Below are 20,824 nucleotides of genomic sequence, written 5' to 3'. Positions count from 1 at the left end.
GCACTCATTTGCAAGATAATCTTGCGCCTTGCAATTGGCGTCATAGCTTTGACGCCCTGGTGGTAACCGGTTATCCACAGCGCTTATTGGGCCTGTACACGATCTTTCCCCAACGCTTTACCGCCGTTTCAGGAGGCCAGGATGCACAATGACGGAAAGGTGGTGCCGATCAACAAGGCACAAGCCACGCCATCGCCGCTCGCGCGCCTGCCGGTGGTGTTGCTGCAGGTTCGCGACAAGGCGGCGCAGCAGTTGCAGCAGGGTTTGCAGGAACTGTTCGATAACGCCGACGACACCTTGTTCGAAATGGCCGACAAGGCTCGCAGCAACGTGGACCACCATATTTTCTTTGAAGCCATGCGCGACCTGCGCCTCAAGCGCAAGAATTTCGAGCGCGTGTTCATGGAGCGGCTGTTCGAAGCCTTTGGAAACCTGGGGCAGGCGGGGCATGGTGAGCTTCAGTTGGTGCCGGTGGTGTCCTATGACGCGGCCTCAGGCACGTCCAGGGACGACCTGGAAAAAGCCGTCGCGCTTGAGGCCATGCTAGGCCGGGTGCGTCACCGCGACGGCCTGGCGCTGTCGCAACTCACTGCACGCTTGAGTGTATTGCTCGGTAATCGCCTGGACGACCGTGAGAACCCCCTGGGCCCGGCGCTGCTGTGCGAGTTTTTCCTGCGTGCCGGGCGCAGTCTGGGCGTGGAGATCCGCGTCAAGCTGATCATGCTCAAGCTGTTTGAAAAGTACGTCCTCAGTGATGCTGACCAACTGTACGGTGAAGCCAATCAACTGCTGGTCGCGACCGGCGTGTTGCCGGAACTCAAGGCCGTGCCATCCCGTCGCCCTGGCGGTCGTGCCACCCGCGATCATCATCGCGAGGAGGTATTGCCGAGCGCCGACCAACCCGTCGACGAAAATGGCCAGCAAGCCTTCACCGCCTTGCAGGCATTGTTGACCGTCGTGCGCGGTAGCGTGTCGCCTACCCTTGAAGCCAGTGCCGAACCCCAGCCCATCGCCACCCGCGATCTGCTGCGCCTGTTATCCCATTTGCAGCAGTACGTCCCGGAGCCGGACGCCGAAGATGATTTTGACCTGTGTAACCAGCTCGAGCAGTTGCTCACCCGTGTCAGCGTCAAGAGTGGCAAGTCGCGGGTGGTGGAGGATGCGGATGAAGATGTGATCAACCTGATCGCCCTGCTGTTCGAATTCATCCTTAATGACCGCGCGGTGCCGGACGCCTTCAAGGCCTTGATTGGCCGCCTGCAGATCCCGATGCTGAAAGTGGCGGTGCTGGACAAGAGCTTTTTCAGTCGCCCCGGCCACCCGGCTCGGCGCCTATTGAATGAAATCGCGACCACTGCCATGGGCTGGAGCCCCGTCGATGACTTCCAGCGCGACAGCCTGTACCTGCGCATAGAGCAGGTGGTTCAGCGTTTACTCAATGAGTTTGTTGAAGATCCGGCGATTTTTTCCCAATTGCTGACTGAATTCACAGCGTTCACCGCCGATGAGCGTCGTCGTAGCGAATTGCTTGAACAACACACCCGCAATGCTGAAGAAGGGCGCGTGCGCACTGAAGCGGCGCGTGCGCGGGTGGCTGAGGTACTCAATCGACGGATGCTGGGCAAGGTTTTGCCGCAGGCGGTGGTGCAGTTCCTGCAACAGGCCTGGAGCCAGGTGCTGTTGCTGGCCAGCCTCAAGCACGGCGAGCAGTCGGTGCAATGGCAGGCAGGGCTGCGCACCATGGATGAGCTGATCTGGAGTGTCAGCCTGCCGGCAGACACTGAAGCCGGGGTGCACTTGCTGGAGCAGTTGCCGGGGTTGCTCAAGGCACTGCGCGACGGCTTGACCAGCGCTGCATTCGACCCCTTCAGCACCCGCGATTTTTTTGTGCGCTTGCAGACCCTGCATGTCCGGCCGCCCGAGGGGAGCGATGGATGGCTCGAAGTGCGTGAGCCCTTTGTGTTCAGCGCACTGCCGCTCGATCCAGTCGAGGGCCTGCCGGACGATGATCCGGACCTGGCCAAGGTGCACCAATTGCGAATCGGCGACTGGTTCGTGTTCCAGCAGGGCCAGGCAGGCACCCTGCGGTGCAAGCTGACGGCGATCATGGCGCCGGCCAGCACCTATGTTTTCGTCGGCCGTACCGGGCTCAAGGTCCTGGAGAAGAGCGCGGGCCAACTGGCGATGGCGTTCAAACGTGGCGCGCTGCATAACCTGGACGATGAGCCGCTGTTCGAGCGGGCGCTGGCGGCGGTGGTGGGGCAGTTGCGTCAACTCAATCGCGGCAAGTGATCGCAACCACGGGGTCGAACGCGGCATACTGGTCACACTTAGTCACGTTCAAGGATCCTGTATGCAGTTGGACCCCGCCAGCGGCTGGTGCCAGGGCATTCGCCATTGCCCCTCACCCAACTTCAACGAGCGCCCGACAGGCGAAATCTCGCTGTTGGTGGTGCATAACATCAGCCTGCCACCCGCGCAGTTCGCCACCGGCAAAGTGCAGGAATTTTTCCAGAATCGCCTGGATGTCACGGAACATCCCTACTTTGAAGGGATTGCCGACCTACGGGTGTCTGCGCATTTTCTGATTGAGCGCGATGGCACGGTGACGCAGTTTGTGTCCTGTATCGACCGGGCCTGGCATGCCGGGGTCTCGTGCTTCGAAGGGCGTGAGACGTGCAATGACTTTTCCTTGGGGATAGAGCTTGAGGGCACGGATGATTTGCCGTTCACCAACCCTCAGTATGTATCGCTGATCGACCTGACCCGTCAGTTGCTGGCAGCCTACCCAGGTATTACGCCGCAGCGTATTTGCGGCCATAGCGATATTGCTCCGGGGCGCAAGACCGATCCCGGCCCCGCTTTTGATTGGGCGCGCTTTCGCAGCGCCCTGCAGGATGGAGGACACGCACGATGAGTTTTCTGGTGTTGGTGTTGGCAGTGTGGATCGAGAAGTTCTCGGCCATGCGCCAGCGGTTGCAGCGTGACGGCGGCTGGTTGCGCGAATTGGCCAAGTTGGAGTCGAGCCCGCGCACGGGCAAGCAGCCTTGGCTGATTCTGGTCCTGCTGGTGTTGCTGCCGGTGGCGTTGCTGGCGTTGTTGTTGCTGGTGCTGGAACCGGTGGCCTATGGTTTGTTGGCGCTGCCGGTGCACTTGCTGGTGGTGATCTACAGCCTGGGCCGTGGCGATCTATTGGCTGGGCTGGGGCCATTTCGTGATGCCTGGCGCCGTGGTGACCTGCAGGCGGCCGAACATGTGGCCGAGCGCGACCTGAAGCTGGGCGCCGACAGCGGCGAGCAACTGCTGGAGCGCGTCCAGGGCTATCTGTTGTGGCAGGTCTACCAGAGCTTCTTCGCCGTGATTTTCTGGTACTTCCTGTTAGGGCCGGTCGCCGCGCTGGCCTATCGACTGCTGGCGCTCGCCAGTGAGCATAGCCACAACCCTCTGGTGGCTGAGCGCGCCGGGCAGCTGCGTCACGCGTTTGACTGGTTGCCGGTGCGCTTGCTGGCGGCCAGTTTTGCGCTGGTGGGCAATTTCGTCGCGGTCAGCCGTGTCATGCTTCACGAGTTGCTGAGCTGGGACATCAGCGCGGCGCAACTGGTGGAAAAAGTCGGTCTGGTCGCCGCTGAAATCCCCCCTCCGGCCGTGGGTGCCGACGGCATCAACAGCCTGGATCGCCTGTGGGAACTGCTGCTGCGTGCGGCGGTGCTGTGGTATGCCGGCTTCGCCATCTGGACGGTGTTGCCCTGATTCCTGTGATAAGCGGGCTTGCCCCGCGCCGGGCTGCGCAGCAGCCCCCCGCAATCCTGGTTCGTTAACTTTACGTTACAAAACTCCCTTTCAAATTGAGCTATACAGACAGAGCGCCAAATAGTGGCTTTCTGCCGCCGCCCTGCGCCTCAATAAAAATAAAAGAAAGGGGAGGTCACCTGTGAAGAGCTTGCTCTATCCCGCCATCGCGCTGATGAACCGTCTTAGTTTCGGCCTGAAGTTCAGCCTGATCAGCGTGCTGTTCCTGCTGCCGATGCTGGCGACCAACTATTACCTGGTGCGCGATTCCTGGCGCGAATTCCAGGGCACTCGTGTCGAGCTGCAAAGCCTGGATTTGCTCGGCAGCAGCCTGGTCCTGCGCCGTGACCTGGAAACCCTGAATAACCAGGTGCAGATCAACGCAACGCTCGGTCAGTCCGGCAAGGCCGCTGACCTTGAGGGCAAGATCAGCGCCTTGGAGCAGAGCGTGCTCGCCCGTCTGCAAGGCCTCAACCCGATGGCTGCCGAACCTGAGCAAATCGCCGCCTTTGAAGGTAAGCGTGACGAACTGATCGCGGCCTTCCAGGCCCAGCAGCAGGAAAGCTCGCTGCAGAGCAAAAGTGCGTTGATCGGCAAGTTGCTCAATAAGGCACAGATGCTCAGCCAGATCATTGCCAGCCAGTCCGGCTTGAGCCGCGACCCCCAGAGTGACTTGCGCCAACTCAGCGAACTGATTACCAGCGTCACCCCGCAGGTCACCCAGACCTTGGGAGAAGGTCGGGCGATGGGCGCCTACTCCCTGGGCCAGGGTTTTCTCAACTCATCTTCCAGTACCCGCTTCGACGAACTGCTGCAACAGTTGGAAAAGCTCCAGGCCGAATACGCCTTGAAATTGCAGGACGTCCTGGGCTCCAGCAACGCCGCGCACGCGGCGCTCGACAGCCTGGCCAAGGCCAGTAACGCCAGCCTCAAGCACGGCAGTGAGTTGTTTGAAGAACAGGTGGTGATGGCCGAAACCCTTGATGCCCCCTGGCAGGGTTTCTATGACAGCGTCAGCCAATTGATGGACCACACCTATCAGCTCGATGACGCCACCCTGATGTTCCTCGGGCAGCAACTGGAGCAGCGCCTGGCGCAGAACCGTACGCACATGGTGATGCTGGTCTCGGCGCTGACGGCGGTGTTTTTGCTTATCTTCTACCTGTATGCGGGGTTCTACGCGTCTACGCGCACTACGTTGCGGCGTCTGGGGGCGATGATGGACAAGGTGGCCGCCGGCGACATGACCGTTACCTTTGTTGCCCAAAGCCGCGATGAGTTGGGTGATCTGGGCCAAGTGTTCAACGGTACCGTGGCGAAAATCCATGACTTGATCGAGCGCGTAGGGCATACCGTCAGCCAGGTCGAATTACAGGCCGGTCAAGTGGAAACGGTCTCGGCCCGGAGCAATCAGGCGGTCTCTGGCCAGCGCATGCAGATTGAGCAGGTGGCGACGGCCATGAACCAAATGTCTTCCACCGCCCAGGAGGTGGCGCGCAGTGCGGCGGCGGCGGTCAGCAGTGCCCACAGCGTCAACGATGAAACCGTCAACGGCCGTGGCCTGGTGCAATCCCAGCAGGGCAGCATTGCGCAGCTGGCCTCGGAGATCGACCAGTCGGTAAGGGTGATCAACCAATTGGCCACTGACAGCCAGTCCATCAGCAGCGTCCTGGAGGTGATCAAAAGCATCGCCGAGCAAACCAACCTACTGGCACTCAATGCGGCCATCGAGGCCGCACGGGCCGGTGAGCAGGGACGCGGCTTTGCCGTGGTGGCCGACGAGGTGCGAACCCTGGCCCGGCGTACCCAGCACTCCACCGAAGAAATCGAACAAATGATCGGCCGCCTGCACAGCGGCGTGGCAGCGGCCGTGAAGGCCATGGGCAGCAGCCATGAAATGGCCAGCGGCACCGTGGAACAGTCGGATAAGGTCCAGCAAGCCCTGGAAAATATCCTCGGTGCCGTGGGCATGATCGTCGATCAGAATCAGCAGATCGCTGCTGCCGTGGAGCAGCAGACCGCCGTTGCCCATGATATCGACCGGAACATCGTCGAAATCAATCGCGCCGGCGAGCATGCCGCCCAAGGCGCGCATCAGACTGAAGCGGCGAGCCGGCAGCTATCGATACAGGTGATCGAGTTGAAGCAATTGATCGGGGCCTTTCGTGTGTAAGGCGATGTCGTAGGATTGGTCTTGGTTTGGTGTAGTGCCTGTCCTGATTTCCCGGAGTGCCTTTTTTGCGCGGGTGAATGAGTGAAAATTTGTGTCACTCAATCAAGGTCCAAGGGAGGCACGGCGATGACCCCAGCAATCGGCATCAAGGGGCACTGCGCCCATTGCGACATCACGTTTGAACTCAAGCCTTGGCAGTTGAATGCCATCGCCATTGAAGAACCCTTTGATTGCCCGTATTGCCAGCGCATCCTGGCGTTGAACTGCCCCCGGCAGTTGCGCCATTTCAAGGCGCTGGACCATTGGGCGCTGGTACGCCCGAGCATGGCCGTGCTGACCTGCGTGGTGCTGATCGTGGCGCTGGTGATGGAGTGGGTGGGGCTGATCAGCCTGATCGGGCAACTCAATGTGTCGTTGGTGGTGCTGCTGGTGCATTTCCTGGTGTTGCGCTATGCCCGGCATCGGCAGCGCATGACCTTGAACCTGCAAGCGGTGACCCCGGTACTACCAATTGAACAGCTCGCACGCATTGCGTGTGCTCGCCTCGGCCAGCGCTAGGGGGCTGGTGCCCATGCGCTCGGCCAGGGCGGTGCAGATCGCCGGCAGGTGCTCCGGGCTATTGCGCTGGCCCGGGTACATGGCCGGGGCCATGTCGGGGGCGTCGGTTTCCAGTACGACCGCATTCAGCGGCAGGTGTGTCAGCACCTTGTGCATACGCAGGGCCTGGGGCCATGTGGCTGCGCCGCCCAGGCCAAGCTTGAACCCCAGCTTGATGTATTCGTGGGCTTCTTCCCGGCTGCCGGCAAACGCGTGGATGATGCCGCCCCGTGGCAGGCGGATGCGCTTGAGCGTGGCAATCACTGCTGCGTGGCTGCGGCGTACGTGGAGCAGCGCCGGCAGTTGGAAGTCTACCGCCAGTTTGAGTTGGGCTTCGAACAGGCTTTGCTGGCGTTCGCGATCCAGCTGTTCAAGAAAGTAATCCAGGCCGATTTCACCCACCGCGCAGAGCTGTCGATGGCCGTGCAGGCGGGTCAGCCAGTCGCCCAACTCCGTCAGGTCGGCGGGCTTGTGCTCATCGAGGTACACCGGATGCAGGCCAAAGGCCGCGAACAAACCTGCATCCGCCTGCACCAGATCCCACAGCCGCTGCCAGTTCTGCTGATACACCCCCAACACCACCATGCGCCGCACGCCCAACGCCCGGCTGTGGGCGAGGACTTCCCGGCGATCGCTGTCGAAGTCCGGGAAATCCAGGTGGGTGTGGGTGTCGATCAGCTCCACGCTCAGGCCTCGTGGATACGCTGCTTGAAGGTCCGGCCGATGGCGTGCACGCCCGGTTGGTACTGTTCTTCTTCAATGGCGGCCAGGGCCAGGCGCAGGGCGGTGTCGGCAATCAGCTGATGTTGCTGGGCCATGGCGTTGACCGGCAGCGGCAGGAAGTCCAGCAACTGGGTGTCACCAAACGTGCCCAGGCGCAGCGGGCGCGACTTGAGCGGGAAGTCATGCAGTGCGTCGAACACGCCTTGCAGCAGCACGTAGGACGTGGTCACCAAGGCGTCAGGCAAGTGCCCCAGTTGATGCAGAAGTTGCTCCATCAGCTGTCGGCCACAATCGCGGCTGAAGGCTTCGCCGTGTTCGACGATGACCTCGCCGGTGAAACCGTCAAGCGCTTCACGGAAGCCAGCCGCACGCTCCTGGCTGATGCTCAGCTCGGGCCGCGCGCCAATCAGTACGATCTGCTTGGGCAACGGTTGCAGCAAGCTGCTGGTCAGTTGCTGGCAGGCCTGGCGGTCGTCGCTGACCACCGAGCAGAACTGGTCCGCCCCCATCACCCGGTCGATGGCAATCACCGGCAGACCCTTGGCTTGCAGCTCGCGGTAACTGTCGTCGCTGGCCGGCAGGCAACTGGCGACGAACAGCGCGTCGCAACGGCGGGCGCGGAACAGTTGCAGCAGTTGGCGCTCGCTGTCGGCTTCATCGTCTGAGCTGGCGATCAGCAACTGATAGCCGCGTGCCCGTGCACCTTGCTCCAGCAGTTTGGCGATGCGTGCGTAACTGGGGTTTTCCAGATCCGGGAGGATGAATCCCAGGGTACGGGTATGCCGACTGCGCAGCCCGGCGGCCTGGGGGTTGGGCGTAAAGCCATGGGCTTCGACCACCGCACGCACCCGGTCGACGGTCGCGCTGCTGATGCGTTGCTGTGCGGCTTTGCCATTGATGACATAGCTGGCGGTGGTCACGGACACACCGGCCAGACGTGCGATATCACTGAGTTTCAAACCGGGATTTCCTTGTTTTTTGGAGCTCGCCCCGACATTTTGTCCAATCGTAACCGATTCCTGCACACGACCAATGTCTCAGCTCAAGTGCCGAGTGGTTCTTCAAGGATGCGCAATTAACGCGTAACCTGCCATAAATTCTAGATTAAACGTTTCAGCCAGCGTATTTTTACGACGTTAGCCACTGAGTGCTTACTGCCAATTGACTGCTCAGTCAGTTATCCCGGAACACCATTACACTGTTTTATTCAAAACAATACCTAGTGCGTCCATCGCACTAACTAGGAGAACGGCATGCTTGAGCTCACTGTAGAGCAGATTTCCATGGGCCAGGTGGCTGTGGATAAATCTGCTGCCTTGCACCTGCTCGCAGACAAACTGGTGGCTGATGGTCTGGTTGCCGAGGGTTATCTCAGCGGCTTGCAAGCCCGTGAAGCCCAAGGCTCGACCTTTCTTGGCCAAGGTATTGCCATCCCCCATGGCACCCCCGAAACCCGCGATCAGGTGTTTTCCACCGGCGTGCGCCTGTTGCAGTTCCCCGAAGGGGTGGACTGGGGCGATGGGCAGATTGTGTACCTGGCCATTGGTATTGCTGCCAAATCCGACGAACACCTGCGCCTGCTGCAACTGCTCACCCGCGCCCTCGGTGAAACCGACCTGGGCCAGGCGCTGCGCCGCGCCGGCACGGCTGAAGCCTTGCTGAAACTGCTGCAAGGCGCACCGCAGGAGCTGGCACTGGACGCGCAGATGATCAGCCTGGGCGTGTCTGCCGATGACTTCGAAGAGCTTGTGTGGAGAGGCGCGCGCCTGCTGCGCCAGGCCGATTGCGTCAGCAATGGGTTTGCCGCCGTGTTGCAGCAGGTCGATGCGCTGCCGCTGGGTGATGGCTTGTGGTGGCTGCACAGCGAGCAGACGGTCAAGCGCCCGGGCCTGGCGTTTGTCACCCCGGATAAACCCATGCGCTACCTGGGCCAGCCGCTCAATGGGCTGTTCTGCCTGGCCAGCCTGGGTGAGGCGCACCAGGCCCTGCTTGAGCGCCTGTGCGCCTTGCTGATCGAAGGTCGCGGCCAGGAATTGGGCAGCGCCACCAGCAGTCGCGCGGTGCTCGAAGTGCTCGGCGGTGAGCTGCCGCCTGACTGGCCGAGCGCCCGCATCACCCTGGCCAACGCCCACGGCCTGCATGCCCGGCCGGCAAAGATCCTAGCGCAGTTGGCGAAAAGTTTTGAAGGCGACATCCGTGTGCGCATCGTCGATGGCCCGGTGGGCTCCGTGTCGGTGAAGAGCCTGAGCAAGTTGCTGAGCCTTGGCGCCCGGCGTGGCCAGGTGCTGGAGTTTGTTGCTGAACCCACGATTGCCGGCGATGCATTGCCCGCGCTGCTGGCCGCCGTCGAAGAGGGCCTGGGCGAAGAGGTCGAGCCACTGCCGACCGTGAGCGCACAGCCCGAAGCCCTTGATATCGCGCCAGTGATCAGCGCGCCACAGGCTGGCAGCCAGGTTCAGGCCATCGCCGCGGCGCCGGGCATCGCCATTGGCCCTGCACATATCCAGATTCAACAGGTGTTCGATTACCCCTTGCGCGGCGAGTCCTCGGCCATCGAGCGTCAGCGCCTGCAAGACGCCCTGGCTGATGTGCGCCGGGACATCCAGGGCCTCATCGAGCGCAGCCAAGCCAAAGCCATCCGTGAGATTTTCATCACCCACCAGGAAATGCTCGACGACCCGGAACTCACCGATGAAGTCGACACCCGTCTCAAGCAAGGTGAAAGCGCACAAGCGGCGTGGATGAGCGTGATCGAAGCCGCCGCCAAACAGCAGGAATCGTTGCAGGATGCCTTGCTCGCCGAGCGCGCTGCCGACCTGCGTGACATCGGTCGCCGGGTGCTGGCGCAACTGTGCGGCGTCGAAACCGCCCAGGAGCCGAGCGAACCCTACATCCTGGTAATGGACGAAGTCGGCCCCTCCGACGTCGCGCGCCTGGACCCGGCCCGCGTCGCCGGCATCCTCACCGCCCGTGGCGGCGCAACAGCCCACAGCGCCATTGTCGCGCGTGCCCTCGGTATTCCGGCGTTGGTCGGCGCAGGCCCGGCGGTGTTGCTGCTGGCCGCCGGCACGCCGTTGTTGCTGGATGGCCAACGTGGCCGCCTGCATGTAGATCCTGACGCGGCCACCCTGCAACGCGCCACCGTCGAGCGCGATACCCGTGAGCAACGCTTGCAGGCCGCCTCGGCCCAGCGCCACGAACCGGCGCTGACCCGTGATGGTCACGCCGTGGAAGTGTTCGCCAATATCGGCGAAAGCGCAGGTGTGGCCAGCGCCGTGGAGCAGGGCGCCGAAGGCATTGGTTTGCTGCGCACCGAACTGATTTTCATGGCCCACCCGCAAGCCCCGGACGAAGCCACCCAGGAAGCCGAGTACCGCCGTGTGCTCGACGGCCTCGGGGGCCGCCCGCTGGTGGTGCGCACCCTCGATGTGGGCGGCGACAAACCGCTGCCTTATTGGCCGATTGCCGAGGAAGAAAACCCCTTCCTCGGCGTACGCGGTATTCGCCTGACCCTGCAACGCCCGCAGATCATGGAGGCGCAATTACGCGCGCTGCTGCGCTCGGCGGATAACCGCCCGTTGCGCATCATGTTCCCGATGGTCGGCAGCGTGGATGAGTGGCGTGCGGCACGGGATATGACCGAGCGCCTGCGCCTGGAAATTCCGGTGGCCGACCTGCAACTGGGCATCATGATCGAAATCCCGTCGGCAGCCTTGCTCGCGCCGGTGCTGGCCAAGGAAGTGGACTTCTTCAGTGTCGGCACCAACGACCTGACCCAGTACACCCTGGCTATCGACCGTGGCCACCCGACCTTGTCGGCCCAGGCCGACGGCCTGCACCCGGCGGTACTGCAACTGATCGACATCACCGTGCGCGCGGCCCATGCCCATGGCAAATGGGTCGGTGTGTGTGGCGAACTGGCGGCGGACCCGCTGGCGGTGCCGGTGCTGATCGGCCTGGGTGTGGATGAGTTGAGCGTGTCGGCCCGCAGCATTCCCGAAGTGAAGGCGCGGGTGCGTGAATTCAGTCTGAGCGAGGCCCAGGGCCTGGCGCAAAAAGCACTGGTGGTGGGCACGCCCGCCGAAGTGCGTGCCCTTGTGGAGGCCGTGTAGATGGCAAGGATTCTGACCCTGACGCTGAACCCGGCGTTGGACCTGACGGTACGCCTGGCGCACCTGGAACCGGGTGAAGTCAACCGCAGCGAAACCCTGCTCAGCCATGCCGCCGGCAAAGGCGTGAATGTGGCGCAAGTCTTGGTCGACTTGGGCCATCAAGTGACCGTGGGCGGTTTTCTCGGTGAGGACAATCCCCACGCCTTCGAGGCGCTGATTGCACAGCGTGGTTTTGCCGACGCGTTTATCCGCGTGCCCGGCGAAACCCGCAGCAATATCAAGATTGCCGAGCAGGACGGCCGGGTCACCGACATCAATGCGCCGGGGCCGTTGGTCAGTGAGCAGGCGCAGCAAGCGTTGCTCGACCAATTGACGCGCATTGCGCCGGGCCATGATGCGGTGGTCGTCGCCGGCAGCTTGCCGTGTGGCGTCAGCCCGCAGTGGTTGCAGGGGCTGTTGGAACACTTGAAGCGTCTCGGCTTGAAAGTCGCCCTGGACACCAGCGGCGAGGCGCTGCGTGCCGGTCTTAAGGCGGCCCCGTGGTTGATCAAACCCAATACCGAAGAGTTGGCCGATGCCCTGGGCAATTCCACTGAGGTGATCAGCCAACTGCATCAGCAGGGTGTTGAACATGTGGTCGTCTCCGACGGTGCCGCGGGCGTGAGCTGGTACAGCCGGGCTCCCACCCTGCATGCCACGCCGCCCAAGGTCACGGTGGCCAGTACTGTAGGCGCCGGCGACTCGCTGCTGGCCGGGATGCTCCATGGTTTGCTTGAATCTGAAGCGCCCGAACGAACCCTGCGCCGCGCCACGGCAATTGCCGCCATGGCGGTGAGTCAGATCGGTTTTGGCATCAGCGACGCCGAGCAGTTGGCGCGTCTTGAAAGCGGCGTCGCTGTACGCCCGCTGACAGAACAATAAGAGGGTTTGTCATGAAGTTAGCCATTGTTACTGCCTGCCCGAACGGCATGGTCACCAGTGTGCTGTGCGCCCGCTTGCTGGACGCCGCCGCGCAACGCCAGGGCTGGAGCACCAGCGTCGAGGTGGTGGATGTGCAGCGCCCGGAGCGCCAGTTGTCCCAGGCCACGATCGACGACGCCGAATGGGTGTTGCTGGTCAGCAGCACCGCGGTGGATATGCAGCGGTTTGTCGGCAAGCGGGTGTTCCAGAGCACACCGGCCCAGGCGCTGGCGGATGTCGAAGCGGTGTTGCGCCGAGGCGCTGAAGAAGCCCAGGAGTATGTCGTCAGCCAAGCAGCGGCTGCGTCGAAGCATGCCCCGCGTATCGTCGCGATTACCGCCTGCCCGACCGGCGTGGCCCATACCTTCATGGCCGCCGAGGCCCTGCAACAGACCGCCAAACGTCTGGGCTATGACTTGCAGGTCGAGACCCAGGGCTCGGTCGGTGCGCGTACGCCGTTGAGCCCCGAGGCCATCGCCAATGCCGATGTGGTACTGCTGGCGGCCGACATCGAAGTCGCCACCGAGCGTTTCGCCGGCAAGAAGATCTACCGTTGCGGCACCGGTATTGCGCTCAAGCAATCCGAGGCGACCCTCAACAAGGCCCTGGCCGAAGGCGCGGTGGAAAGTGCCGCCAGCGGTACCGTGGCCAAGCAAGAAAAAACCGGCGTCTACAAACACCTGCTGACCGGTGTGTCGTTCATGTTGCCGATGGTGGTGGCGGGCGGTTTGCTGATCGCCTTGTCGTTCGTGTTCGGCATTCATGCGTTTGAACAGGAAGGCACCCTCGCGGCTGCGCTGAAAACCGTCGGCGACCGTGCCTTTATGCTGATGGTGCCGTTGCTGGCGGGTTATATCGCTTACTCGATTGCCGACCGCCCGGGCATTGCCCCCGGCATGATCGGTGGCCTGTTGGCGGGTACGTTGGGGGCCGGTTTTATCGGCGGGATCTTCGCCGGTTTTCTCGCCGGTTATTGCGTCAAGCTGATCACCCGTGCGGTGAAGTTGCCGCAGAGCCTGGAAGCACTCAAGCCGATCCTGATCATCCCGTTGCTGGCGAGCCTGTTTACGGGCTTGGCGATGATCTACCTGGTGGGCCCGCCGGTGGCGCGCATGCTCACAGGCCTGACCGATTTTCTCGCGACCATGGGCACCACCAATGCGGTGCTGCTGGGCATCTTGTTGGGCGGCATGATGTGTGTCGATCTGGGCGGGCCGATCAACAAGGCGGCGTATGCGTTTTCCGTCGGCTTGCTGGCGGCACAGAGCGGCGCACCGATGGCCGCGACCATGGCGGCCGGCATGGTGCCGCCAATCGGCATGGGCATCGCCACGTTCCTGGCGCGACGCAAGTTTGCCCAGACTGAACGCGAGGCCGGCAAGGCCGCGATGATTCTGGGCATGTGCTTTATCTCCGAAGGCGCGATCCCGTTTGCCGCCAAGGACCCGTTGCGCGTGATCCCGGCCAGCATCGCCGGTGGCGCGTTGACCGGTGCTCTGTCGATGTACTTCGGCTGCAAACTGGCCGCCCCCCATGGCGGCCTGTTTGTGTTGATCATCCCGAATGCGATGAACCATGCGCTGCTGTACTTGCTGGCGATTGTTGCCGGTAGCCTGCTGACCGGCCTGGTGTATGCGCTGATCAAGCGTCCGGAAGCGGCCGAGCTGGCTGTCGCACCGGTGTCATAACCGCATGCTTTAGTGGCCCTTTTGATACTCAAGAGGGCACCTGCATGAGCCACTTCGATCTCGGCCGTCGCCGTGTGATGCAAGCCGTCGGCGCCGGCCTGTTGCTGCCGGGCCTGGCCCCGGCGGTGATCGCTTCGGTCAAGGACCGGCCGCAACTCACCGACGGTGTGCAGTCCGGCGATGTGCTGGGTGACCGCGCGATGATCTGGAGCCGCAGCGACCGCCCGGCGAAGATGGTGGTGGAGTGGGACACCCGCAGCGTGTTCAGCAACCCGCGCAAATTTGTCTCGCCCCTGGCCGACAGCCGCACCGATTTTACCGCTCGCGTCGAACTCACCGGGCTGCCCGCCGACCAGGCGATTTTCTACCGCGTGCATTTTGAAGACGCCCAGACTGGCGTCGCCAGCGAGCCGTGGTTCGGCCACCTGCGCAGCGTGCCGCAACAGCGTCGCGACATCCGGTTTGTGTGGAGTGGCGACACCGTCGGCCAGGGCTTCGGCATCAACCCAGACATCGGCGGCATGCGTATCTACGAAGCCATGCGCCTGCGCCTGCCGGACTTCTTTATCCACAGCGGCGACACCATCTACGCCGACGGCCCGGTACCCGCGCAATTGCCCACCGAGGGCGGGCGTATCTGGCGCAATATCACCACCGAAGCCAAGAGCAAAGTCGCCGAAACCCTCGACGAATATCGCGGCAACTACCGCTACAACCTGCTGGATGAAAACGTGCGTCGCTTCAATGCCGAAGTGCCGCAGATCTGGCAGTGGGACGACCACGAAGTGGTGAATAACTGGTCCCCTGGCAAGCAGCTCGATGAGCGCTACCAGACCAAGGACATCCATGCCTTGGTCGGCCGTGCACGCCAGGCCTGGCTGGAATATTCACCCATGCGCCGGCAGAGCGCAGACGGCGGCGGGCGGATTTACCGCAAGCTCAGCTATGGCCCGCTGCTGGATGTATTCGTGCTCGACATGCGCAGCTATCGCGGCCCCAACGATGACAACCTGGGCGGCGAAAAACCCTTCCTCGGCCGCGAGCAGTTGGACTGGCTCAAGCGCGAACTCAAGGCGTCCCAGGCGCAGTGGAAGGTGATCGCCGCCGACATGCCCATCGGCCTCGGCGTGCCCGACGGCGAAGTCAGCCCCGGCGTGCCGCGCTGGGAAGCCATTGCCAACAATGACCCAGGCCCGGCGCAAGGCCGCGAGCTGGAAATCGCCGAATTACTGGGCTTTCTACGCGCGCAGAAGGTGCGCAACCATGTGTGGCTGACGGCCGATGTGCATTACTGCGCGGCCCATCACTACCACCCGGATCGTGCGGCGTTCCAGGATTTCGAACCGTTCTGGGAGTTTGTCGCCGGGCCTCTGAATGCGGGCAGCTTCGGCCCCAATCCACTGGATAAAACCTTTGGCCCTGAGGTGGTGTTCGAGAAGGCGCCGCCCGCGCAGAACACCTCGCCGTTTGCCGGGTTTCAGTTTTTTGGCGAAGTGCAGATTGATGGGCAGACAGCGGAGTTGACCGTGATTTTGCGCGACCTGGATGGGGTCTCGGTATTCCAGCAAAAACTGCAACCGGTCTGACTTGAAATGCGATCCAAATGTGGGAGGGGGCTTGCCCCCTCCCACATTGGATCACATCAATAGACGTCGCGGCGGTAGCGACCTTGTTCGATCAAGCGCTCCACCGCTTCACTCCCCAGTATGTCGACCAGCGCCTGGTCCACGCCCGTCGCCATCCCCTGCAAGCTCCCGCACACATAAATCGCCGCGCCGTCCGCGAGCCATTTCCGCAGGACATCGGCGGATTCGCGCAGGCGATCCTGCACGTAGATTTTCTCCTCCTGATCCCGGGAAAATGCCAGGTCCAGCAGCGCCAGATCACCACTGGTCAGCCAGCCTTGCAGCTCGTCCTGGCAGAGGAAGTCGTGGGCGATGGTGCGTTCGCCGAACAGCAGCCAGTTGCGCTGCTGGCCTTCGGCAATGCGTGCCTTGAGCAAGCTGCGCAGGCCGGCCAGGCCAGTGCCGTTGCCGAGCAGAATCAGCGGTATGGGCGCGTCCGGCAGGTGGAAGCCACTGTTGCGGCGCAGGCGCAGGCTGATCGTCGAGCCAATGGCGGCATGTTCGGTGAGCCAACCGGAGCCCACACCCAGGCTGCCGTCGGGGTGGCGTTCCTGACGCACGATCAATTCCAGCACGCCATCGCTGGCAATCGAGGCGATGGAGTATTCGCGCATGCCCAGGGGCGCGAGCGCATTCACCAGCGCTTGGGCATGCAAGCCCACCAGATGTGCGCGGTTGTCCGGCAGTTGGCGGGTCGCCAGGGCTTGGTTGAGGGTATGTGCGAGGCCGTCGACCAGCACGCCGTCGGTGCCGGTCAGGCCCAGGCCTTGGAGGAAGTGCTCGATGGCCCCCGGGCAATTGCGCGGCAGAATTTCCACCAGGTCGCCGGCCAGCCAGTTTTGTTTCGATGGCGATGTGAGGCCCAGCAGGTAGACGCCCGAGCTGGCGCTCCCAGGGTTCAGCAGGGTGCGCTGGCTCAGTGTCCAGTTTTCATACTGGGCGGTCGGCCAGGCCGCCGCCGGTGCGTGGCCGGTCAGTTGGCCAAGCTGTTGTTGCCAGTGCAGCAGGGCGGCCGTGTCGCCGCTGTCGACTTCCACTGGGGCGAACAACGGGTTGCCGCCTTGGTTGGTCAGCCAGAAGTGCAGGCGACGGGCGAAGCCGCAGAAGTGTTCGTATTGGCGATCACCCAGGGCCAGTACCGAGTAGTTCAGGCCCTTGAGCGACAGATCCTGGCCGAGCACGCTGCGCTCGAAACCGCGGGCGCTGTCGGGGGCTTCGCCGTCGCCGAAGGTGCTGACTACGAACAACGCATTTTCCGACTGACGCAAGTCGTCCTGGCTGACACTGCCCAATGGCTGCACCTTCACCGGCAAGCCGGCCGCCTGCAATTGTCCGGCGGTCTGCCAGGCCAGTTGCTCGGCAAACCCGCTCTGGCTGGCAAAGCCGATCAGCCAGGCCGGGGCATCACTGCGGTTGGCACTGAGGCCTTTGCGCGCGTCGCGCACCTGGCGTTTTTTACGCCGACGGTCCAGGTACAGCAGCCAGCCGGTGATGAAGAACAACGGCATGAGTAGCGAGCTGACGGTGAGGATAATGCGCCCCGCCAGGCCGAAATAACTGCCGGTGTGCAGCGCGTAGAGGCTGGTCAGTAACTGCGACTTAAAGGTTTTGTCGGCGTACGCGTCATGGGATTTGACCTCGCCGGTAGCCGGGTCCAGGTTGATCTGGTTCAGTGCGCGGTTGTGGGGTGAGTCTTTGAGCAGGTAATAGACGATGGCGGGTTGCCCGGCGACGGCTGGCATGCGGATGTTATAGGTACTCAAGCCTGGGCCGGCAGTGCTGTAGATGCTGCTCCAGATTGCGTCGTAGTTGGCTACGGGGGACGGGCCTTCGGGCGGCGGACCGCGCTTGCGCATCCGTTCATTTTGCGGCGCGTCGGACAGCAGTTTGGTCAGGCCCTGGCTGTACCAATCGTAGGACCAGGACAGACCGGTCAGTGCCGCCAGCAGGTAGGCCAGCAGGCACCAGGTGCCGAACACCGAATGCAAATCCCAGTTGAAGCTGCGGCCCTTTTTGCGCCAGTCCAGCGTCAGCCAGGCACGCCAGTTGGCGACCTGGCGCGGCCAGCGCAGGTACAGGCCGGACAGGCAGAAGAACACCAGGATCAGCGTGCAGGCGCCGGTGATCTGCCGGCCGGTTTCGCCCATGGCCAAAAAGCGGTGCAGTTGCAGGATAAAGCCGAGCACATCCTGGCCGACCGCGTCGCCCATGTAGTCGCCGGTGTAGGGGTCGAAATAGCGCATCTGGCCACGGCGTTCGCCCGGCGGCGGGGTGAAGAACACGCGGGCGGCGTTGCCGCTTTCGCTTTCCACCCACAGCATGGACACGGTCTTGCCTTCGGTGGCTTCCAGCTTGCGCACCAGCTCGGCGGGCGGCAGCACGCCGGCTTCGCGCTTCTCCACGCTCAACACGCTCGGGTTGAGCGCGCGCAGAATCTCATCCTGAAACGAGACCGCAGCCCCGGTGATCCCCATCAAGGCCAGCACCAGCCCGGCAGTGATGCCGAAGAACCAGTGCAACTGGAACAGGGTTTTCTTCAACACGTCGGACCGCCTCGTCTATCTGAATATGTAGGGCACGGCGCGCATTATGCCGTGGGTTGTCGAGAAACATTCTGTTTGACACGCAAAAGCCCCACGCATCCGATGCGTGGGGCTTTGTGGGCTGCTGACCGTTTAGAAGTGGAAGCTTGTGGACAGCAGCGCCGTGCGGCCCGCCGCCTGGTTGGCGAAGTGCGAGGCGTAGGCCTTGTCGTAGTAGGTCTTGTCTGTCAGGTTCTGCACGTTCAGTTGCAGGTCGACGTTCTTGGTCAGCTTATAGCTGGCCATGGCGTCGTAGCGTGTGTAGGACGGCACATACACGGTGTTGGCCGCATCGCCGTAAACCTGATCGACGTAGAACGCGCCACCGCCGATGGTCAGCTTCGGGGTCACGTTATAGGTGGTCCACAGGCTGAACGAGTTCTCCGGCGTGTTGGGCATTTGGTTGCCTTTGTTGGAACCTGCCTGGACGACGCCCTGGCGGTTGCCGTTTTTGCCTGGGTCAACCAGTTCGGCTTTCAGGTAGCTGTAGCCGGCGAATACTTGCCAAAGCTCTGTGATCTTGCCGCTGGCGGACAGTTCCAGGCCATCGACCCGCGATTCGCCCGCCGTTTCGTAGGTGTTGGAGTCCACCAGGATGCGGGTGTTTTTCTTCTCGGTACGGAACACTGCGGCAGACAGGGACAGGCGGTTGTGGAACAGGTCCCACTTGGTGCCCAGTTCGTAGTTGACGGTTTCTTCGGGCTTGAGGTCGCTGGTGTTGATGCCGGTAGGAATCGCATTGCTGTCGACCCCTTCGCCCACCAGTCCACCTGCCGGTGAGGCCGAGGTCGCGTAGGAGGTGTAGATGCTGCCGTTCTCCAAAGGCTTCCAGACCAGGCCGGCCTGCCAGTTGAAGAACTGGCTGTCGTCCTTGACCTTGCTGCGTGCCTTCACGGTCGCGCTGGGCACTGCGTTGATGTTTGCTTCGGTGTCGAAGGTGTCGTAGCGCAGGCCGACGTTCAGCAGCCATTTCGGGTCCAGCTCAATGGTGTCGAACACATAGGCGGCACGGCTGGTGGCCTTAGTGTTGGTGCCGTTGTAGTTGCGCGCGATGCTGCCGGTCCAGGCGTCGTCCGGATTCGGGTTGCTCAGCGAGGTGCATTGGCCACCCCGGCCGCCGCCGGCCACGGTGCACGTCGGGTTGGTGTTCGGTGTGACGGTGTAACCACTGACGCGGGTTTCTTCGCCGGTGAACTCCAGGCCGGTGGAATAGCTGTGCTTGAAGCCAAGCGCCTGGAAGTTGCCGAACAGATCTGTCTGGTTGGTGGTGGTCGTGGTGGTGGAGACGCGAGCGTTCGCGCGACGCCACACCGTGCCGAAACGGTTGACGTTGCGTTGGCTATCGTCCGGCTGGGTAAGTACGTAGTCCTGGCCGGTGCTGCCATGGCGCAGGGTGTTTTTCAGCGTCATGTCATCGTTCAGGTCGTGCTCGATGGAGAACGTGCTGATGTCCGCGCGGGTCTTGCGGAAGTCGCGGTCCTTGAGACCGTAGAAGTTATTGCTGTCGCCGCCGTCGGTGGGTTTGTCGTGCGCGTGGGTGGTGGCGGTCGCAGAGCTGTAGCCATACGGAATGCCCGAATCCGGCAGGTCATTGCTTTCCATATGGTAGTAGCTGAGGTTGACGCGGGTCGGGGTGCCCAACCCAAAGGTCAGCGATGGGGCCACGCCCCAGCGGTCGTAATTTACAGCGTCACGGCCAGCCACGTTCTGCTCGTGGCTCATCAGGTTCAGGCGGAACGCGGCGCTGTCGTCGAGGAATTGACGGTTCACATCGAGTACATAACGGCGGGTCTGGTCGGAGCCGTAAGTGAAGCCGCCGTTGGTGAAGTCCCGGGCTTGCGGGGTCTTGCTCACCAGGTTGAGGCTGCCACCGGCCGAGCCACGACCGCCGAAGGAGGAGTTCGGGCCTTTGCTGACTTCGATGGACTCGATGTCGAAAATCTCACGGCTCTGGCCGCCGGTGTCGCGCACGCCGTCCAGGTAGGTGTCGCCCTGGGCGTCGAAACCACGGATGAATGGACGGTCGCCCTGCGGGTTGCCGCCTTCGCCGGCGCCGAAGGTAATCCCCGGTACGGTGCGCAGGGCATCCTGCAACGAGGTGGCGGCGGTGTCCTTGAGGACTTGTTGTGGCACCACGGTCACCGAGCGCGGCGTATCCACCAGCGGCGCGGTGTATTTTTGCGACGAGGCTTTTTCGACCTGGTAAGCGGTGTTGTCCTGTTCTTCGCCGGTGATGCTGGTGGCGCCGAGGGAGATGCTGTTGCGCTGGCCTTTTTGTTCAGTGTCTTCGGCCGCCTGCGCCAGATGGGCGACAGAGCTGGCGCTGAGCGCAACGCCGATGGCCGAAGCCAGCATACGGGGTGAAGCAACAGGTGTTTTTGTGGTGGTGCGCGACATGACGTGTCCTTTCCCCAAGGATGTGAGGCGGCGGAATATAGGGTGAACAAGACTTTCTATCAATTGAGATACATTACTATTCGCGCTGAATTTACATTCTTTACACTTTTGGCTTACGGTTTTTACGATCTCGTTCGTCTTTGGCGTTTTACAGGGCGGATAAGAATCAATACCATTA

The 20,824-nt window shown here is 62.5% G+C and carries 13 protein-coding genes and 1 pseudogene; 10 read left to right on the top strand and 4 right to left on the bottom strand.

Going from position 1 to position 20,824, the window contains the following annotated elements; translation table 11 throughout:
* The first annotated feature begins 141 nt into the window (after positions 1–141).
* From HDC32_RS16300 to HDC32_RS16280, 6 genes and pseudogenes are all read left to right on the top strand, one after another.
* Complete coding sequence (locus tag HDC32_RS16300) at positions 142–2,292, top strand: DUF1631 domain-containing protein (protein ID WP_184744681.1); 2,151 nt, start codon at positions 142–144, stop codon at positions 2,290–2,292.
* A 61-nt stretch (positions 2,293–2,353) separates the two neighbouring features.
* Positions 2,354–2,917 (top strand): 1,6-anhydro-N-acetylmuramyl-L-alanine amidase AmpD, encoded by a 564-nt coding sequence (ampD, locus tag HDC32_RS16295; RefSeq protein WP_145335383.1) that lies wholly within the window; start codon positions 2,354–2,356, stop codon positions 2,915–2,917.
* Positions 2,914–3,750 (top strand): regulatory signaling modulator protein AmpE, encoded by an 837-nt coding sequence (ampE, locus tag HDC32_RS16290; RefSeq protein ID WP_145335381.1) that lies wholly within the window; start codon positions 2,914–2,916, stop codon positions 3,748–3,750. The genes ampD and ampE overlap by 4 nt, the downstream gene beginning before the upstream one ends.
* Before the next feature lie 214 nt (positions 3,751–3,964).
* A pseudogene (locus tag HDC32_RS32485) lies at positions 3,965–5,104 on the top strand (HAMP domain-containing protein); the annotation flags it as partial.
* Between the two features lie 117 nt (positions 5,105–5,221).
* Positions 5,222–5,962 (top strand): methyl-accepting chemotaxis protein, encoded by a 741-nt coding sequence (locus HDC32_RS32480; protein WP_409438486.1) that lies wholly within the window; start codon positions 5,222–5,224, stop codon positions 5,960–5,962.
* A 126-nt stretch (positions 5,963–6,088) separates the two neighbouring features.
* Entirely contained in the window at positions 6,089–6,520 is a 432-nt protein-coding gene (locus tag HDC32_RS16280; protein ID WP_145335377.1) for a hypothetical protein, read from the top strand.
* Here the strand turns inward: HDC32_RS16280 and HDC32_RS16275 are convergent.
* Both HDC32_RS16275 and cra read right to left on the bottom strand, forming a co-directional pair.
* Positions 6,467–7,243, bottom strand: a complete 777-nt coding sequence (locus HDC32_RS16275) for a TatD family hydrolase (RefSeq protein WP_184744677.1) — start codon at positions 7,241–7,243, stop codon at positions 6,467–6,469. The genes HDC32_RS16280 and HDC32_RS16275 overlap by 54 nt on opposite strands.
* Positions 7,244–7,245: 2 nt before the next feature.
* Complete coding sequence (cra, locus tag HDC32_RS16270) at positions 7,246–8,241, bottom strand: catabolite repressor/activator (protein ID WP_131698474.1); 996 nt, start codon at positions 8,239–8,241, stop codon at positions 7,246–7,248.
* A gap of 294 nt (positions 8,242–8,535) precedes the next feature.
* On the opposite strand from cra, the gene ptsP reads away from it, so the two are divergent.
* The 4 genes from ptsP to HDC32_RS16250 are packed head-to-tail and all read left to right on the top strand — an operon-like array spanning position 8,536 to position 15,628.
* Positions 8,536–11,394: a phosphoenolpyruvate--protein phosphotransferase gene (gene ptsP / locus HDC32_RS16265; protein WP_184744675.1), complete on the top strand. Its 2,859-nt coding sequence runs from the start codon at positions 8,536–8,538 to the stop codon at positions 11,392–11,394.
* Complete coding sequence (gene pfkB, locus HDC32_RS16260; protein WP_184744673.1) at positions 11,395–12,315, top strand: 1-phosphofructokinase; 921 nt, start codon at positions 11,395–11,397, stop codon at positions 12,313–12,315.
* Between the two features lie 11 nt (positions 12,316–12,326).
* Positions 12,327–14,042 carry a PTS fructose-like transporter subunit IIB gene (locus HDC32_RS16255; protein WP_131698471.1) on the top strand — a complete coding sequence of 572 codons (1,716 nt, stop codon included), beginning with the start codon at positions 12,327–12,329 and terminating at the stop codon, positions 14,040–14,042.
* Positions 14,043–14,086: 44 nt separating this feature from the next.
* Entirely contained in the window at positions 14,087–15,628 is a 1,542-nt protein-coding gene (locus tag HDC32_RS16250) for an alkaline phosphatase D family protein (protein ID WP_131698470.1), read from the top strand.
* Between the two features lie 56 nt (positions 15,629–15,684).
* On the opposite strand, the gene HDC32_RS16245 is transcribed toward HDC32_RS16250, so the two are convergent.
* Both HDC32_RS16245 and HDC32_RS16240 read right to left on the bottom strand, forming a co-directional pair.
* On the bottom strand, positions 15,685–18,210 hold the full coding sequence (locus HDC32_RS16245; protein WP_184744671.1) for a sulfite reductase flavoprotein subunit alpha: 2,526 nt from the start codon (positions 18,208–18,210) through the stop codon (positions 15,685–15,687).
* A gap of 132 nt (positions 18,211–18,342) precedes the next feature.
* Entirely contained in the window at positions 18,343–20,646 is a 2,304-nt protein-coding gene (locus HDC32_RS16240) for a TonB-dependent siderophore receptor (protein ID WP_131698468.1), read from the bottom strand.
* Between the last annotated feature and the right edge of the window lie 178 nt (positions 20,647–20,824).

It is taken from the genome of Pseudomonas sp. JAI120 (assembly GCF_014207255.1).
Lineage (GTDB): Bacteria > Pseudomonadota > Gammaproteobacteria > Pseudomonadales > Pseudomonadaceae > Aquipseudomonas.
This window is presented reverse-complemented; position numbering and strand designations above follow the sequence as displayed.

Bases quoted from the DNA above. Each gene is read 5' to 3' on its own strand.
- HDC32_RS16300 (WP_184744681.1), top strand. From the start codon at position 142: ATGCACAATGACGGAAAGGTGGTGCCGATCAACAAGGCACAAGCCACG.
- ampD (WP_145335383.1), top strand. From the start codon at position 2,354: ATGCAGTTGGACCCCGCCAGCGGCTGGTGCCAGGGCATTCGCCATTGC.
- ampE (WP_145335381.1), top strand. From the start codon at position 2,914: ATGAGTTTTCTGGTGTTGGTGTTGGCAGTGTGGATCGAGAAGTTCTCG.
- HDC32_RS32480 (WP_409438486.1), top strand. From the start codon at position 5,222: ATGCAGATTGAGCAGGTGGCGACGGCCATGAACCAAATGTCTTCCACC.
- HDC32_RS16280 (WP_145335377.1), top strand. From the start codon at position 6,089: ATGACCCCAGCAATCGGCATCAAGGGGCACTGCGCCCATTGCGACATC.
- ptsP (WP_184744675.1), top strand. From the start codon at position 8,536: ATGCTTGAGCTCACTGTAGAGCAGATTTCCATGGGCCAGGTGGCTGTG.
- pfkB (WP_184744673.1), top strand. From the start codon at position 11,395: ATGGCAAGGATTCTGACCCTGACGCTGAACCCGGCGTTGGACCTGACG.
- HDC32_RS16255 (WP_131698471.1), top strand. From the start codon at position 12,327: ATGAAGTTAGCCATTGTTACTGCCTGCCCGAACGGCATGGTCACCAGT.
- HDC32_RS16250 (WP_131698470.1), top strand. From the start codon at position 14,087: ATGAGCCACTTCGATCTCGGCCGTCGCCGTGTGATGCAAGCCGTCGGC.
- HDC32_RS16240 (WP_131698468.1), bottom strand. From the start codon at position 20,646: ATGTCGCGCACCACCACAAAAACACCTGTTGCTTCACCCCGTATGCTG.